At 62.0% G+C, this 13,824-nt stretch carries 11 protein-coding genes; 4 read left to right on the top strand and 7 right to left on the bottom strand.

Features of this window, described 5'->3' with window-relative positions; genetic code table 11:
* Positions 1–114 precede the first annotated feature (114 nt).
* Complete coding sequence (locus HU763_RS19270; protein WP_186685160.1) at positions 115–1,305, top strand: alpha-xenorhabdolysin family binary toxin subunit A; 1,191 nt, start codon at positions 115–117, stop codon at positions 1,303–1,305.
* A 1-nt stretch (position 1,306) separates the two neighbouring features.
* A complete protein-coding gene (locus HU763_RS19265) occupies positions 1,307–2,242 on the top strand; it encodes an alpha-xenorhabdolysin family binary toxin subunit B (protein WP_186685158.1) in 936 nt (311 codons plus the stop codon).
* 4 nt (positions 2,243–2,246) lie between these two features.
* On the opposite strand, the gene HU763_RS19260 is transcribed toward HU763_RS19265, so the two are convergent.
* From HU763_RS19260 to HU763_RS19240, 5 genes are all read right to left on the bottom strand, one after another.
* On the bottom strand, positions 2,247–2,639 hold the full coding sequence (locus HU763_RS19260; RefSeq protein ID WP_186685156.1) for a protease inhibitor I42 family protein: 393 nt from the start codon (positions 2,637–2,639) through the stop codon (positions 2,247–2,249).
* 108 nt (positions 2,640–2,747) lie between these two features.
* On the bottom strand, positions 2,748–5,168 hold the full coding sequence (lon, locus tag HU763_RS19255) for an endopeptidase La (protein WP_186685154.1): 2,421 nt from the start codon (positions 5,166–5,168) through the stop codon (positions 2,748–2,750).
* 141 nt (positions 5,169–5,309) lie between these two features.
* Positions 5,310–7,721 carry a glucose/quinate/shikimate family membrane-bound PQQ-dependent dehydrogenase gene (locus HU763_RS19250; RefSeq protein WP_186685153.1) on the bottom strand — a complete coding sequence of 804 codons (2,412 nt, stop codon included), beginning with the start codon at positions 7,719–7,721 and terminating at the stop codon, positions 5,310–5,312.
* 30 nt (positions 7,722–7,751) lie between these two features.
* Entirely contained in the window at positions 7,752–9,086 is a 1,335-nt protein-coding gene (locus tag HU763_RS19245) for a carbohydrate porin (RefSeq protein ID WP_186685152.1), read from the bottom strand.
* A 219-nt stretch (positions 9,087–9,305) separates the two neighbouring features.
* Positions 9,306–11,354 carry a TonB-dependent receptor gene (locus HU763_RS19240; protein ID WP_186685151.1) on the bottom strand — a complete coding sequence of 683 codons (2,049 nt, stop codon included), beginning with the start codon at positions 11,352–11,354 and terminating at the stop codon, positions 9,306–9,308.
* 165 nt (positions 11,355–11,519) lie between these two features.
* On the opposite strand from HU763_RS19240, the gene HU763_RS19235 reads away from it, so the two are divergent.
* Together HU763_RS19235 and HU763_RS19230 are read left to right on the top strand one after the other, a co-directional pair.
* The gene (locus HU763_RS19235; RefSeq protein WP_133332077.1) at positions 11,520–11,741 is read left to right on the top strand and encodes a VF530 family protein; all 222 of its coding nucleotides are present in this window, start codon (positions 11,520–11,522) and stop codon (positions 11,739–11,741) included.
* A 1-nt stretch (position 11,742) separates the two neighbouring features.
* Positions 11,743–12,384 (top strand): Pr6Pr family membrane protein, encoded by a 642-nt coding sequence (locus tag HU763_RS19230; RefSeq protein WP_186685150.1) that lies wholly within the window; start codon positions 11,743–11,745, stop codon positions 12,382–12,384.
* A 56-nt stretch (positions 12,385–12,440) separates the two neighbouring features.
* Here HU763_RS19230 and HU763_RS19225 read toward each other — a convergent pair whose 3' ends face one another.
* Together HU763_RS19225 and HU763_RS19220 are read right to left on the bottom strand one after the other, a co-directional pair.
* The gene (locus HU763_RS19225; RefSeq protein WP_186685149.1) at positions 12,441–13,199 is read right to left on the bottom strand and encodes a siderophore-interacting protein; all 759 of its coding nucleotides are present in this window, start codon (positions 13,197–13,199) and stop codon (positions 12,441–12,443) included.
* Complete coding sequence (locus tag HU763_RS19220; RefSeq protein WP_186685148.1) at positions 13,192–13,737, bottom strand: PadR family transcriptional regulator; 546 nt, start codon at positions 13,735–13,737, stop codon at positions 13,192–13,194. The genes HU763_RS19225 and HU763_RS19220 overlap by 8 nt, the downstream gene beginning before the upstream one ends.
* Positions 13,738–13,824: the final 87 nt, after the last annotated feature.

Here is a 13,824-nt window from a genome sequence, read left to right as displayed (position 1 = left end):
GTGAACTTTCCCACAGCATCAGATTATCTCGGCTAATGAGTTGGCTTCAATAAGCTCCGACACTGGCAGGGTAATTTCAACTTGCAAGTCTTAAACTAGCGTAATGAGGGTCTGATGAATATAGAAACTCGGATGGAACAACCTTCCATAGATGAAATGGATCTGGTTGCCAAAGTAAAAAAGTTGCCGGAGCGCTATTTCCAGTTTCTTGAAAGCAGAGCGGGTGCCGGCCAGCAAGTCGGCAGCTTGCTGACAGCGGAAAACCTGAAGGTCATAAAACGATATGCCAATACCGTGAACCTGTTGCCGCGCACCTTGGATCAGGTCAGGGAGGAAGCGGATTACGAGACGCTGGGCCTGGATGCCTCACTGGTGCATGCCCTTTACGAAGCGTTGCACAGGCATGTGGATGAGTGGGACAAGCTGGAACGCAGCATCAAGCAACTAGGGCCTGAAATCGAGCTGTTTGCCGAAAGCCTGGTGGAGCGTGGCCATGCCTTGTTGGAGAGTCTTGAACGCAGTGAAGTCTTTTTGGCATTGCGGGACCGCAAGGACGAGCAGGGCGAGGATCCCTATGCGCTTGAACTCAGCCACGACGAGCAAGCACAGATCGCCACTATCCTGACGCCCGGCATCAGCGGCCTGGTCAGGGAAATCGAAGCTACTCAACGCCGAATTGAAGATGTCGACAGGCGTGCCCACTGGTTCAACGCTGAAATCAAGCGCGAACTCAAGCCGCGCATGGGGCGGCTGTTGAAACACTTCTCGGAGAAGATTTCCGATGACGTCGTGCTGGAAAAACGCAAGCAGATCGACCTGTGGGATGAACAGATCGACCAGCTGCAAGGCGAATATGACGCGTATGTAGGCTATGCATTCACCGGCTTGGTGCTAGGCCCGATCGGACTGGTCATCACCGGTGGCGTGTTTGGCAGCAAGGCGGAAACAATCCGTGCCGAAAAGAATCAACTGATCGAAAAACGCGAGGAGCTGGCATGCCTTATCGGCAAAATGGTTCCTGCGCTGGAGGACTACGAGCGTGTCTCGACGCTGGTCAGGGATTTGCAATTCAGATGCAAGGACCTGTCGTCCGCGACCAGGCGTTTGGCGGACGTCTGGCTGTTCCTGGCGTCCTATGCCAGTAGTTCGGTGAACGAAGCCAAAGAGCTGAGTTCGATCCATCAGCTTGATACGTTTGTTCATGATTTTGCCGAAGTTATCAAGCCATGGGGCAAAATAGGAAATATTTGCCATAGGTTGTCGGAACTGTTCGATGAACTGGTTGAAGAGTATGGGGAAGCCTGACATGGATGTTATCAATGCTGATGCACTCACCCCAGATTTTATAAAAATGCAGAAAGTGCAGGAGGAAATATTCCAGCTAATAGAAACCTGGGATATGAAAGTGCTCGCAGGTGCGCGTGAACAACTTGGCCAGCTTCGTACATTGATGCTGGCCGTCGAACGCTCTTTCAACGAAGTCCTGATTGGCGCGATCGTATTATTGGAAGACCGTGACTTCATCCCGAGCCAGCAAGGCGCAGATACCCATTACAGGCTTTCCAGCGTGCTGAGCCGCTTGTCCCAGCTTTGTGCGGAATTGACCAGGCAAAACCAGCGGCTGGAGCTGTTCCCGTTGTCGTCGTTCGAGGAGGCGCTACCAGAGTTGCAACGCCAAGTCACCAGCAAGCAGCAACAGGCAATGATGTTCAGCCAGCGGCTGACGCAACTCCGGCAACAGAAGGCAGACATCGTGCAGGCGATCGAGGTGTTCGATAAACCCTCCCTTGCCACTGTGCTGAAAGGCCAGATACCGAGCGAAGAGGAAATCGACCAGATCCTCGGTTTGATTTCGGACCCCAAGATCGACGCCGGGCTGGTAAAGCTGGTAACGCAGAAGCTTGGCAAACACGCCGATGCGTTGCAGGGGGCAAAAACCTTCAGCGACCTGAGTGCAGCCCGGATCAGGCTCGATGCAAAAATCGATGTAGCGCTCGCGGATCAGCAGCAAGCGCTGCACATGCAACAGGTTTCACAGATGGAACTGGAGGCCATGACGGCTTTGTGCGCTATCGAGCCGCGGCGCAATGAGTGGCTGGCGGAACTGCGCAAAGTCGAGCAGGAATGCCATGCTCAAACTTCGAAGTTCAGCGCGAGCATGGACCTGAAGGTTGCCACGGTCGCGCTACAAGAGCTCTACGCGTATTTGAAATCGGTGCACATGGCCTACGATCGCAGTTGATTCTTCAGCGGACAATGACCTTGCAATCGAAGCTTTGTACCGGGGCGACATCTGCAGCCCATGGCTGCTGGTAGACCAATACCAGTTGGGCCTCTCCGGCACGGTTGGCCTGGTAGCGCCAGGTGGAGACGCCGGCGCTGCCGACCACATCCTCTTCTTCAGGGGCGCTGTACACTTCCGGGCCGAGGCTGCGCAGCACGTTGGCGGCAGGGTTTTCGATGCGCCAGCGATAGCCGGTGGACGGGTTGCTGGGCAGGGTCAGGGTCAGGGTCTGGCCCACCTGCAGGCGTGTCGGGCATTCGCTTTCGGCGCCCAGTTCGATGGGTTGCGTGGGTTGTTGGGCACAGGCGGAAAGCAGGGCGAAGCTCATGGGAACGAGCAGACGAGGGGCGGTCATGTTGGCTCCGGAGGCTGGCGATGGCCTGAGGATAACCGATGATCGAGGAGATTTGTGTTGCCGGCAGCGACCTCTTCGCGGTTTTACCCGCAAAGAGGCCGGAACAGCTTAGAACAGCACTTTTGCCACGTCGGCGAAGCGCTTGGCGAAATGCACCGTCAGGCCCTCACGCAAGTAGTCCGGTAGCTCTTCGAAATCACCCCGGTTGGGCTCCGGCAGGATCAGCTCGAAGATCTTCTGCCGCCGCGCCGCAATCACCTTTTCGCGCACCCCCCCGATCGGCAGTACTTGCCCGGTCAGGGTCAGCTCACCGGTCATGGCCACGCCTTTCTTCGGTGCCTGGTCACGGGCCAGCGACAGCAGGGCACTGGCCATGGTGATGCCGGCACTCGGACCATCCTTGGGGGTAGCCCCTTCGGGCACGTGCAGGTGGATGAACGCTTCGTTGAAGAAACCCGGGTCACCGCCAAACTGCTTGAGGTTGGAACTAATGTAGCTGTAGGCGATTTCGGCAGACTCCTTCATCACGTCACCCAGTTTGCCGGTGAGCTTGAAACCGCGGTTGAGGGTGTGGATGCGGGTGGCTTCGATCGGCAGCGTGGCGCCGCCCATGCTGGTCCAGGCCAGGCCGGTGATCACGCCTTTGCCAGCCAGCACCTGCTCGCTACGGAACACCGGCATGCCGAGCGCGGCTTCCAGGTCCTTGGTGCCGATCTTCAGCTTGGCCTCGGGGTCGTCCAACAGCTTGACCACCGCCTTGCGCACCAGCTTGCCCAGTTGCTTCTCCAGCTGGCGTACACCGGCCTCGCGGGCATAGCCTTCGATGACCGTGCGCAGGGCGCTGTCGCTGATGGCGAGGCTGGTCTTGGCCACACCGGCCTTGTCCAGTTGCTTGGGCCACAGGTGGCGCTTGGCAATGGCCAGCTTCTCCTCGGTGATATAGCCGGATAGGCGGATCACTTCCATGCGGTCGAGCAACGGCCCCGGGATCGAGTCTAGGGTATTGGCGGTGCACACGAACAGCACCTTGGACAGGTCCAGGCGCAGGTCGAGGTAGTGGTCGAGGAAGTCGACGTTCTGCTCCGGGTCGAGGGTTTCCAGCAGTGCCGACGCCGGGTCGCCCTGGTAGCTCTGGCCCATCTTGTCGATTTCGTCGAGCATGATGACCGGGTTCATCACTTCGACGTCCTTCAGCGCCTGCACCAGCTTGCCGGGCTGGGCGCCGATGTAGGTGCGGCGGTGGCCCTTGATCTCCGCTTCGTCGCGCATGCCGCCGACGCTGAAGCGGTAGAACGGCCGGCCCAGCGATTCGGCGATCGACTTGCCGATACTGGTCTTGCCCACCCCGGGCGGGCCCACCAGCAGTACGATCGAGCCGCTGATCTCGCCTTTCCAGGCCCCCACGGCGAGGAACTCGAGGATGCGCTCCTTGATGTCGTCGAGGCCGGCGTGGTGCTGGTCGAGGACTTTGCGCGCGTGCTTGAGGTCGAGCTTGTCCTTGCCATAGATGCCCCAGGGCAGGGCGGTGGCCCAGTCCAGGTAGTTGCGGGTGACGGCGTACTCGGGCGAGCCGGTTTCGAGGATGGCCAGCTTGCCCATCTCTTCATCGATGCGCCGGCGTGCCTGGTCCGGCAGGGTCTTGCCTTCCAGACGCTGTTCGAATTGCTCGAGGTCGGCGCTGCGGTCGTCCTTGGTCAGGCCCAGCTCCTGCTGGATGACCTTCAGCTGCTCCTTGAGGAAGAACTCGCGCTGGTGTTCGCCGATCTGCCGGTTGACCTCGGCCGAGATCTCGTTCTGCAGGCGCGCGACTTCGACTTCCTTGCGCAGCATTGGCAAGACCTTTTCCATGCGCTTGAGCATGGGTACGCAGTCGAGCACTTCCTGCAGCTGGCTACCGGTGGCCGAGGTGAGCGCGGCGGCGAAGTCGGTGAGTGGCGACGGGTCGTTGGGGCTGAAGCGGTTGAGGTAGTTCTTCAGCTCTTCGCTGTACAGCGGGTTGAGCGGCAGCAGCTCCTTGATCGCGTTGATCAGCGCCATGCCATAGGCCTTGACCTCATCGGTCGGCTCGGCGGGTTGGCGCGGGTATTCGACCTCTACCAGGTAGGGCGGGCGGTGGTGCTTGAGCCAGGTGCGGATGCGTACCCGGCTCAAGCCCTGGGCGACGAACTGCAGTTTGCCGTTCTCGCGGCTGGCATGGTGCACCTTCACCAGCGTGCCGTACTCCGGCAGGGCCGAAGTGTCGAAATGGCGGTGGTCTTCCGGCGGGGTGTCCATGAAGAACAGGGCCAGGCAATGGTCTGGCGACTTGGCCACCAGGTCGAGGGTTTCTGCCCAAGGCTCTTCATTGACGATGACCGGCAGTACCTGGGCCGGGAAGAACGGGCGATTGTGGATCGGGATCACGTAGACCTTGTCCGGCAGCTGCTGGCCGGGCAGGGCGAGGGCGTGGCCGGTTTCGGCCTGGCGAGTGGTGTGTTCGACTTCGCTGTGTTCGTCGGGATGTTCCGGGAAATCCTGCTGGTCGCTCATGGGGCACCTGCGTGAATGACTATGGTGCTTAGATGGGGCGTGAAAGAAGGGGTTTCAAGCTTCAGCGTCGCGCTTGCAGGGGCAACAAAAAAGCGGGACCGTGCAGGCCCCGCTTTCGTTCGTAGCTTGCTGCTTTGAAGCTTAGTCGGCGAGTTTGTAAGCGATGATGTAATCGCCCATGCGGGTGCCCAGCGAGCCATGGCCGCCAGCGGTCACCAGCACGTACTGCTTGCCATCCTTGCCGGTGTAGGTCATCGGCGTGGCCTGGCCACCCGCTGGCAGGCGGGCTTTCCACAATTCCTTGCCGTTGTTCACGTCATAGGCGCGCAGGTACTGGTCGAGGGTACCACTGAGGAAGCCGACGCCACCGGCGGTGACGATCGAGCCGCCCATGCTCGGCACGCCCACCGGAAGGCCGATCGGTACCGGGGTGCTGTCGCGGGTGGTGCCGTTCTTGTGCTTCCACACCACCTTGTTGGTGAACAGGTCGATGGCAGCGACATAACCCCACGCCGGGGCCTGGCACGGTACGCCCAACGGCGACATGAACGGGTGCATGATCACTGCGTAAGGGGCGCCGGTGTTCGGCTGCACGCCGCTGGTCTCGCTTTCACGCTTGCTGCCTGCGGCCACTTGCTCACGCGGGACCATCTTCGACACGAAGGCCATGTAGTTGGGCGAGGTGAACAGCAGCTGACGCACCGGGTCGACCGACACGCTGCCCCAGTTGAACACGCCGACGTTACCTGGGTAGACCAGCGACCCTTGCTCGGATGGCGGGGTGTACTGGCCTTCGTAACGCAGCTCGCGGAACTGGATGCGGCAGAGCATCTGGTCGAACGGCGTGGCGCCCCACATGGCCTGTTCGGTCAGCTCAGGGCCGAGCAGGTTGAGGTCGGAGCGGGCCTGGGTCGGCGAGGTGTGGTCGCCCTTCACCGCGCCCTGCGGGGCAGGAATTTCGCGGATCGGCACGATCGGCGTACCGTCGCGACGGTCGAGCACGTACAGGCTGCCTTGCTTGGTCGGCACGATGATCGCCGGTTTCACGCCGTCATCGGTCTTCAGGTGAACCAGGGTCGGCTGGCTACCGACGTCCATGTCCCACAGGTCGTGATGGGTGAACTGGTAGTTCCAGCGGGCCTTGCCGGTGGCCAGGTCCAGGGCGACCACGCCGGCGCTGTACTTCTCCGCGCCCGGGGTACGGTTGGCGCCCCACTGGTCCGGGGTCTGGTTGCCCAGCGGCAGGTAGATCATGCCGAGGTCTTCGTCGACGCTGGCAATCGACCACATGTTCGCCGAGTTGCGGCTGTACATCTTGCCGGGTGCCAGTGGCTTGGTGTCGTCCGGGTTGTTGCTGTCCCAGTTCCACACCAGGTGGCCATCATGCACGTCGTAGGCGCGGATCACGCCGGACGGCTCGTTGGTCGACTCGTTGTCGGTGACGTGGCCACCGATGATCACCAGGTCGCGGGTGACTGCGGCCGGCGAAGTGGAGTAGTAGCCGCCAGCGGTAAACGGGCCGATGCCGGTGGTCAGGTCGATCACGCCCTGGTTGGCAAAGCCTTCGCAGACCTTGCCGTTGTCGGCGTTGATGGCGATCAGGCGGGCGTCGGCGGTGGGCAGGTACAGGCGGCGTGGGCAGGCCTGGGCCACGGCCTGGCCGGCGTCGGAGATCTTCGGCGCAGGGCTGCCGTCGCGGCTGACATAGCGGTTTTCGTCGTAGTACGAAACGCCACGGCAGGTCATGTGGGCAAAGCCCTTGAAGGTGCCGACCGGGCTCTTCACCTGCGGGTCGTAGCGCCAGATTTCCGCGCCGGTATCCGGGTCCAGGGCCAGCAGGCGGCTGTGCGCGGTGCAGGCGTAGAGCATGCCGTTGACCTTCAGCGGGGTGTTCTGGTTGGTCAGCTCCACCGGGTCGTTTTCGGTTGGCAGGTCACCGGTGCGAATGCGCCAGGCCTCTTCCAGGCGGTAGGCGTTTTGCGGGGTGATCTGGCGCAGTGGCGAATAGCGGTCGCCATGTTCGGTGCGGCCATAGGCCTGCCATTCGCCGTCGGGCATGGCCGGTGCGGCGCTGGCCATTTCGCTGCTGTCGCGCCCCAGTTCGCCGAACACCTCACCCGGGTGGGTGAACTGGCTGGCCAGCGCGCAAGCGCCGGAAGCGACCACCGCAACGCTGAGCAGCGCGGTGTTGGCCTTGCTGGCCGGGCCGATCAGCGGGCGTCGTGCCCACGGCAGCAGCAGCACCACGCCGATGGCAAACCAGATGGCCAGGCGCGGCACCAGTTGCCACCAGTCCAGGCCCACTTCGAGCAGGGCCCACACGGTGCTGCCCAGCAGTACCAGGCCGTACAGGCCCAGGGCAATGCGGCGTTGGGCCAGCAGCAGGATGCCCGCCAAGGCAAAGCCGATACCGGCGATCAGGTAGTACAGCGAGCCGCCCAGCTGGCTCAGCTTGATGCCGCCGGCCAGCAGGGCCAGGCCCATCAGCAACAGCAACGCACCAATCAGGCGCGGTAGCCAGCGGCTTCCAGTGTTGGCACCTTCAGTGCTCATCGTAGGTTCTCCGTCAGGTCAAAAAGGGGGTTAGAAACTGCTCTGGATCTTCAGGCCGCCGACCAGTGCGTCATCGACCTGCGACACCCCGCCCGGATGGCGGATGTACTGCAGGTTGGGGCGTACCGTGAGCCAGTCGGCCAGATGGATGCCGTAGTACAGTTCGGCGCTGTACTCGGTGTCCTGTACCGGCAGGAAACCGGGGTTGTCGTAGTCATCGAGGCCGGCGGCCTGGTTGGCCAGGCGGGCGTTCTTGCGGTAGGCAGGGTTGACGTGCACGCGCGCGAGGGCGAAACCGATGTCGTCCTTGGCGCGGGCGTCGAAGGGCCCTTTGAATACCAGTCCAGCCTGCACATAGTTGTCGATGGCATTGGTCTTCTTGTCGTGAACCGTGGCATTGGCGAACAGGCTCAGGCCACGCGACTGGTCGGACGCCAGCGAAGTCACCTGCTGCTGCGCACCGAGCCACACGCCGTGCTTGCTCGAGCTGCTGCGGTAGGTGGCGTCGCTGAGCGCTGCCGGCTGGCCGTTGTTGTCCTTGAGAACATCCTGTGCCTTGGCATTACTGTAGTAGTAGCCGACGCGATATTCCCCTTTAAGGCCATTGACCCGTGGGCTCCACACCAGTTCGATCGGCATCACCGCACCCTGGGTACCGCTGCCGCTGAGCTTGAAGCCGTTGCTCGACTCGAGGTTGGAGGGGTTCTGCTCGAACACCCCGACCTGGGCATAAAGGGCGTCGCTGAGGTTGTAGCGCACGCGCAGCGCCCACTGGCTGACCGGCCAGTTGTACCAGATGCCGCCGACCCAGTTGCCTACCTGCGAGCCGCAGAAGGCCAGGTTCTGGAAGTCGCAGGGGAAGCTGTTGAAGTCCTCGCCTTCGCCGAAACGGCCGAATTTCACGTCCAGTGCGCCGTCGAAGTACTTCTGCTTGATCCACATCTGGGTCAGCCGCCAGGTTTCGCCACGGCCCCAGACCTCCTGGGCCGAGGTGAAACCGCCGACGCGCGGGTCGTTGATGCGGTCGTTGCTGATGTTGTCGCCGTGGCGCTCGGTGATGGTCAGCTGGAATTCGCTGTCGTGCCAGCCAAGGATCTTCTCCAGGTCCAGGTGGCTGCCGAAGGTGAACTGGTCGCTGTAGCGCGCGGTGCGGTCATGATCGTAGCCACCGTGCAGGTTGCTGCCCATCTCGCCTGTGTAGCCGAGGGTGAAGGCGTAGCCTTTTTCCAGCAGTTCGCTGCGGGTGCCTCCCCAGTCGCCGAGCATCCATGGGGACTCGCTGGCGAACATTTCACTGGCGCCGGCGGGGGTCGCCAAGGCACTGAGGGCAAGGCCGATGTAACAGGTTTTGGGCAGTTGGAACATGAGATAGCGCTATCTTCTGATTATTGAATAAACGGCAAGCGCATCGAAAGGCAGGGCCCTCGATGGAAATGGCGACAGGATTGGTTAAATGAAGCGTTTCAGCTTGCGGCGCGGAGGATATAGGGGAAGTTGCAAGAAAAAAAGACAAATTGTCGCAGTGAATTGTTTTCCTATCGGTAACAATTGGCTGAAGAGGGGCTGCACAGCAGCCCCGCTATTTCAGAAGCTGGTACGCAGCCCGACTTCCACGCTACGTCCAGGTGCTGGCGCGATATCGCGCAGGATCGAGCTGGCATAGCGCACGGTCTGGTCGGTCAGGTTTTCGCCGCGTACGAACGCCAGCCACTGGCTGTTGCCGATGTCGAAGCGATAACCGACGCTCGCCCCCAGAGTGGTGTAACCATCAGTGCTGGTTTCGTCGGCCGGCTTGCGGTGCTGCGCTGCAGCATGCTGTATATCGACCCGCGCCTGCCAGCGGTCCAGCTCCCAGACCAGGCCGCTGTTCAGGCGCAGCGGGGCGATGCGTGGCAACGGCTCGCCACTGTCGAGGTTTTTCGCCCGCGTGTAGTCGCCCGATAGTTCCAGGGTGAAGCTGCCGTAACGGTTTTCCACCAGCTGCCAGCGGTCCTGGGCCTCGATGCCATAGAAGCGTGCGCGTACGCCCTGGTATTGGTATTCCGGGAAACCGTCGTGGTCATGATCGTGGTCGTGCTCATCCTCGTCATGATCGTGGTCATGCCCGCCTTCGCGAATGTTGCCGGTGCCGATCAGGCCGATATAGTTGCGGAAGTGGCTGTAGAACACCCCGACGCTACCCTTGTGGGTACCGTTGTCGAAGCGCAGTGCCAGGTCCGTGGAAATGGCCTTTTCCTTGTTCAGGCCGGCATCACCGACTTCAAAGGCACCGGTGGCCACGTGGGCGCCATTGGCATACAGCTCGTAGAAGGTCGGGGCACGCTCGGTGTAGCCAAGGCTGGCAGCCAGCGACCAGACCGGGTCGAGCTGGTACACCGCCCCTGAAGACAGGCTGAACGCGTTGAAGCTACTGGCGCTGTCTGCCTCGGCGAAGTTTTCGTTGCCCTTGCCGTCCGGGTCCACGCGGGTGTGTTCCAGGCGCGCACCCAGGCTCAGGTTCAGGCGCTCGGTAGCTTGCCACTGCTCCAACATGAACAGCGCCAGGCTGTCGGTGTCGGTGTGCGGGACGAAGGCTTCCTCGCCCAGGGCGGAGAACTGGTTGCGGCTGAGCTGCGCCCCGACCACGCCTTCCACGGGCCCGAGCGGCTGGTGGCGGGCTTCGACGCGGGCCTCATAGCCCTTGTTCCTGAAGGTGGTATGTACCTCGCCTTGTTCAATTTCCCGGTGCTCGTAATCGGTGTAGCCGGCATCAACCTTGACCGAAGTAAACGGGCCGTCCAGGTCACGCAATTCGGAAGCGAAGGCGTAATGGTCCTGCTTCATGTCCAGGCGCACGCCTGGCTCGGCCACGGAGCCATAGTTGCTGTCGTAGCGGCTGTACGACAGGCCGGTGTATCCGTGTTCCCAATGGTAGGCCCCTCCCAGCGCACCACCCTCCTGGCGGCCGTCGCTGTTTTCCAGGCGGTGCTTGCTGCCCGGCTCGTCAGCGTCGCGGACCTTACCACTGCGGGCATAACCGGGGATTCGCAGGTCATTGAACTGGCGGCTGTTGGCATCCAGGTGCAGGGCGAAGGCACCGTTGCCAGCCTCCAGCTTGCCGGCGCTGCTGCGGGTGGTATCGGCGCCGCCGTAGCGCAGTTCACCGGCACCGTGGATGCCGTCGACGGGAGCGTCCGGAATGCGATTGTCGAACGTGTTGACCACGCCACCGATCGCGTTACCCCCGTAGAGCAGGGCGGCCGGACCGCGAACGATCTCGACCCGGTCGACGGTGACCGGGTCCAGCGGTACGGCGTGGTCGTAGGACAGCGACGAGGCATCCAGAGCGCCGACACCATTGCGCAGGAGGCGGATGCGATCGCCATCCAGGCCACGGATGACCGGGCGGCTGGCGCCTGGGCCAAACCAGGTAGAGGCGACACCGGGCTGTTTGTTCAGGGTTTCGCCGAGGCTGCCGTGCTGCTGTTGCAGCAGGTCGTCGCCTTCCAGCACGGTAGTGGGAGTCGCCAGCTGGCGGTTGCCCAATGGATTGGCGGTGATGACCTGAGGTTCGAGTTCCATAGCCTGGCTGGGCGAGGCGCTCAGCCAGAGTGCGACGGCGAGGGGCGAGAGGCGCAGCGGTGTGTACAGCATGGGGATGGGGCGTTCCTTGGCAGGTGCTTATGTAATGTTACAACATAACATATCCATTTCAGCACAAAGTTTGCCTGCCTGGCCAGCGGTTTCTCTGTTGATACGGCTGATCCCACCCACCGCTACACTCGTGTAAGGTGCGCATCTTTCCTACGGAGCACTGGCATGAGCACGGCCCAACACAACGCGCTGCACGGCAAGACCCTTGAGCAGATCCTCACTGAACTGGTGGCGCACTACCAATGGCAGGGCCTGGCCGAGCGTGTCGATGTGCGTTGTTTCAAGAGCAACCCGAGCATCAAGTCGAGCCTGACCTTCCTGCGCAAGACCCCCTGGGCGCGGGAAAAAGTGGAGCAGCTGTACGTGAAACTGCAGCGCAACGCCTGACATGCCACGCCGTCCCTGGCTGACCGGCATGGCCGTGCTGGGCTGGTTCGGCCTGACCGTGCAGGTGTACCTGGTGCTGCTGGCGCGTTGGCAGGAACAGGCCAGCCTGATGGGTGGCCTGATCAACGTATTCAGCTACTTCACCGTACTGACCAATACCCTGGTGGCGACGGTGCTGAGTTATGCGGCGTTTGGCCGGGAAGGGGCTGGCAAGCGCTTCTTTCTCTCGCCTTCAGTGAGTTCGGCGGTAGCCACCAGCATCGTGCTGGTGGCGCTGGCCTACAGTGTGTTACTGCGCCATCTGTGGCAACCGCAGGGCTGGCAGTGGCTGGCGGACGAGCTGCTGCATGATGTCATGCCGGTGCTGTTTGCCTTGTACTGGTGGGTCGAAACGCCCAAGGGCATGCTGCGGTTATGGCACCTGGCGGCATGGGCGCTGTACCCGATGGTGTATTTCGCCTATGCGCTGTGGCGCGGCAGCCAGATTGGCGTGTATGCCTACCCGTTCATCGACGTAGCAAGCCTGGGATATGCGCAAGTGTTGTGCAATGCCCTGGGGATGCTGGCGGGATTCTGGGGGATCGGGCTGGTGCTGCTGGGGCTGGACAGGTGGGGTACGAGACGTTTAAGCGCTCAAGTGTAAGAACGGCCTCGTGTCGCGATGGGGCGCGTAGCGGCCCCTTTCGCGACACAAGGCCGCTACAGGTCTGCAGTTCCATCGGCACGCCAGTAAGCCGCGGCCTTCAGTGCATTTTCAGGTACGCCCTTTTCCAGCAACAGCGCCTTGGCCTGGCGGGTCAGGGTTTTTTCCAGCGCCACCCAGCCGTACAACCGGCCTGGCGGCAAGCTCAGGTTCTTCACCAGGGCCAGCAGGTCTTCCTGGTGCCGACGTACCCAGATCACCTCCACCTGTGCCTTGCTCGGCAGTGGCTGGCGTTCCTGTTCGTCCTCGATCTGGATGACCGCCAGCACCTGGCGACCTGCGGGCAATTCCTCCAATCGGCGGCCAATCGCCGGAATGGCGGTTTCATCGCCGATCAGCAGGTAGCTGTCGAAGATATCCGGCACCACCGTCGAAGCCCGCGGCCCGGCGATGTCCAGCGTATGCCCGGGCGCGGCCTGAGCGGCCCAGGTCGAGGCAGGGCCATCGCCGTGCAACACGAAATCGATGTCCAGTTCGTTGGCCACCAGGTCGACACGGCGGGGCGTGTACTCGCGCATGGTCGGCCGTGCGTCACCGTCCTTGCCCAGGTCACGGGCTTCGATGGCCCGCTGTTGCTCGGGCGTGTCGGCGAACAGCAGTTTGATGTGGTCATCGCTGCCGACGCTGGTAAAGCCCTGCAGCTCGGCACCGCCCAAGGTGATACGGCGCATGCGCGGGGTCAGTTCGGTAACCCGCAATACCTGCAAGCGGCGTTGGCGGATCTCGTGGTTGACGCGGTAGATGGTGTCACTCATGGGGTGTCTCCCTGACAGGCTCGGTCGGCCCGGCGGCGATGGCTTTGGCGGCATGGTTGAGCAGGTCGCGGACCCGCTCGATTTCTTCAGGCGTCCAGCGGCCACTGTGCATGTGCAGTGCATGGCGCAGATTGCCCACCGCTTCATGGATTTCTGGCGGGCGGTCGTGGCCGCGCAGGGCGCGTTTGCTGACCTCGATGCGCATGCGCACGCCGTCCAGGGCGACGGCCTGTTCGGCCAGGGCGGTGCGGCCGGCATCGGTGATGACATAAAGGCGTTTGCTGCCCTGCGCCTGGCCGCTGATCAGTTCGGCCTCTTCGAGGAAATTCAGCGTGGGGTAGATAACACCTGGGCTTGGGCTGTAGCTGCCATCGAACAGGTTTTCGATCTGGCGGATCAGGTCGTAGCCATGGCCGGGCTGCTCGGCAAGCAAAGCCAGCATCAACAGTTTGAGGTCGCCTGGGGCGAAAACGCGTGGGCCGCGTTCGCCACGGCCGGCGCGCCGCTCGAAGGGGTCATGAGGGGAATGTTCGCGCATGGGGCAAGGCTCCGTCGTTTTCGATATATCGTAAGATATTACTCAAGATATATCTAAAGACAAGCCCGTAATTGCGGATGATTATCA

It is taken from the genome of Pseudomonas anuradhapurensis (genome assembly GCF_014269225.2).
GTDB lineage: Bacteria > Pseudomonadota > Gammaproteobacteria > Pseudomonadales > Pseudomonadaceae > Aquipseudomonas > Aquipseudomonas anuradhapurensis.
The sequence above is the reverse complement of the archived record's forward strand: the minus strand, read 5'-3'. Positions and strand labels throughout refer to the sequence as shown.

What these genes read in the sequence shown, in the direction of transcription:
- HU763_RS19265 (WP_186685158.1), top strand. Translation starts at nt 1,307, where the DNA reads ATGGATGTTATCAATGCTGATGCACTCACCCCAGATTTTATAAAAATG.
- HU763_RS19235 (WP_133332077.1), top strand. Translation starts at nt 11,520, where the DNA reads ATGAGCACGGCCCAACACAACGCGCTGCACGGCAAGACCCTTGAGCAG.
- HU763_RS19270 (WP_186685160.1), top strand. Translation starts at nt 115, where the DNA reads ATGAATATAGAAACTCGGATGGAACAACCTTCCATAGATGAAATGGAT.
- HU763_RS19260 (WP_186685156.1), bottom strand. Translation starts at nt 2,639, where the DNA reads ATGACCGCCCCTCGTCTGCTCGTTCCCATGAGCTTCGCCCTGCTTTCC.
- lon (WP_186685154.1), bottom strand. Translation starts at nt 5,168, where the DNA reads ATGAGCGACCAGCAGGATTTCCCGGAACATCCCGACGAACACAGCGAA.
- HU763_RS19240 (WP_186685151.1), bottom strand. Translation starts at nt 11,354, where the DNA reads ATGCTGTACACACCGCTGCGCCTCTCGCCCCTCGCCGTCGCACTCTGG.
- HU763_RS19250 (WP_186685153.1), bottom strand. Translation starts at nt 7,721, where the DNA reads ATGAGCACTGAAGGTGCCAACACTGGAAGCCGCTGGCTACCGCGCCTG.
- HU763_RS19220 (WP_186685148.1), bottom strand. Translation starts at nt 13,737, where the DNA reads ATGCGCGAACATTCCCCTCATGACCCCTTCGAGCGGCGCGCCGGCCGT.
- HU763_RS19225 (WP_186685149.1), bottom strand. Translation starts at nt 13,199, where the DNA reads ATGAGTGACACCATCTACCGCGTCAACCACGAGATCCGCCAACGCCGC.
- HU763_RS19230 (WP_186685150.1), top strand. Translation starts at nt 11,743, where the DNA reads ATGCCACGCCGTCCCTGGCTGACCGGCATGGCCGTGCTGGGCTGGTTC.
- HU763_RS19245 (WP_186685152.1), bottom strand. Translation starts at nt 9,086, where the DNA reads ATGTTCCAACTGCCCAAAACCTGTTACATCGGCCTTGCCCTCAGTGCC.